1 pseudogene is annotated in these 1418 nt (G+C 67.3%); it reads left to right on the top strand.

Annotation, left to right across the window (positions count from 1 at the left end):
• Positions 1 to 58: 58 nt before the first annotated feature.
• Positions 59 to 1293 (top strand): annotated as a pseudogene (locus ADK64_RS06635) (IS701 family transposase).
• The last annotated feature ends 125 nt before the right edge of the window (positions 1294 to 1418 follow it).

Here is a 1418-nt window from a genome sequence, read left to right as displayed (position 1 = left end):
GCCTAGTAGTGCTTCGTTACGTTGAGTGATCTCGCCTGGTGGTGGGCATCTTCGTGGTGTGAGGCTGGGGGAAGTGGAGCGGCTCCGTGGTGAGTTAGCGGAGTTCGTCGGTGATGTGTTCGCTTCGGTGCCGCGGCGGGATCAGCGGCGGTGGGGCGAGTGTTATCTGCGGGGTCTGATGCTGGATGGCCGGCGGAAGTCGATCCAGCCGATGGCCGATCGGCTGCCGGATGGCAACATGCAGGCCCTGCAGCAGTTCGTGAACCAGTCGCCGTGGGATCCGCTGCCGGTGCGGCGGCGGATCGCCCAGCGGCTGTGTGAGGCGATCAGCCCTGAGGTGTGGGTGATCGACGACGTATCGTTCCCCAAGTGTGGCACCGCCTCGGTCGGGGTCGCCCGCCAGTACTGCGGAGCGGTGGGGAAACGGGCGAACTGCCAGGTCGCAGTCAGCGTCCATGCCGCCACCGACACAGCATCGTGTCCGCTGGACTGGCAGTTGTATCTGCCCCGGGAGTGGACGGACGAGCCGGACCGCTGCCGGAAAGCCGGAGTCCCGCAGGGCACGGGCCATCGGGAGAAGTGGCGTCTGGCACTTGGTCTGCTCGACGGGCTCGCCGCGTGGGAGCTGAAGGCCCCTGTCGTAGTCGCTGATGCCGGCTACGGCGTCAGTACCCCGTTCCGCCTCGCACTGGAGGAACGGGGCCTGGCTTATGTGCTGGCATGACCGGGAAGGAAGTCGCTCACCCTGAACAGGCCGAGCCCCACCAGCCCGACTACGGCGGCCTGGGACCGCCGACCCTGCCGCGTTATCGAACCCCGCCACGGGCCCTGTCCCAGCACGCAGCCCAGATCACTGCAGACGTGCTCGTCGAAGTGACCTGGCGGCAGGGCAGCAAAGGGCGGATGACCTCACGATTCGCCGTGCTCACACTGCGTCCGGCGGGCAAGCAGTCCCTGGCCGCCGCCCAGAAGGCAGGCGGCGGGCACTACCGGTGGGACGGCGTCCTGCCCCCATACACGGTGCTGGTGGAATGGCCTGCCGGGCAGGAGGCTCCGACCGGTTACTGGATATCGAACCTTCCCGCCACCACACCCGTCGAGGAACTCGTGCGGTGGGCGAAGATGCGCTGGCGGATCGAGCACGACTACCGCGAACTCAAACACGGCCTGGGCCTGGACCACTTCGAGGGCCGCACCTGGCGCGGCTGGCACCATCACGTCACCCTCGTCACCGCCGCCCAGGCGTTCCTCACCCTCCGGCGGCTCGACCCAAAAGCACACACGCCGGCCTGACCCTCTACCAGGTCCTCGGCACACTCCAGGACCTGTTAGAGGTGCTGGACCGGCACCTGCACCACCTGCGGCCGCCCACTCACCACAAGCAGAACCGGAGCCAGAACCTAACGAAGCACTACTAG

Source organism: Streptomyces sp. MMG1121 (genome assembly GCF_001280015.1).
Classification (GTDB): Bacteria; Actinomycetota; Actinomycetes; order Streptomycetales; family Streptomycetaceae; genus Streptomyces.
Note: the sequence above shows the minus strand (reverse complement) of the source record. Positions and strands in the feature narration are given on the sequence as shown.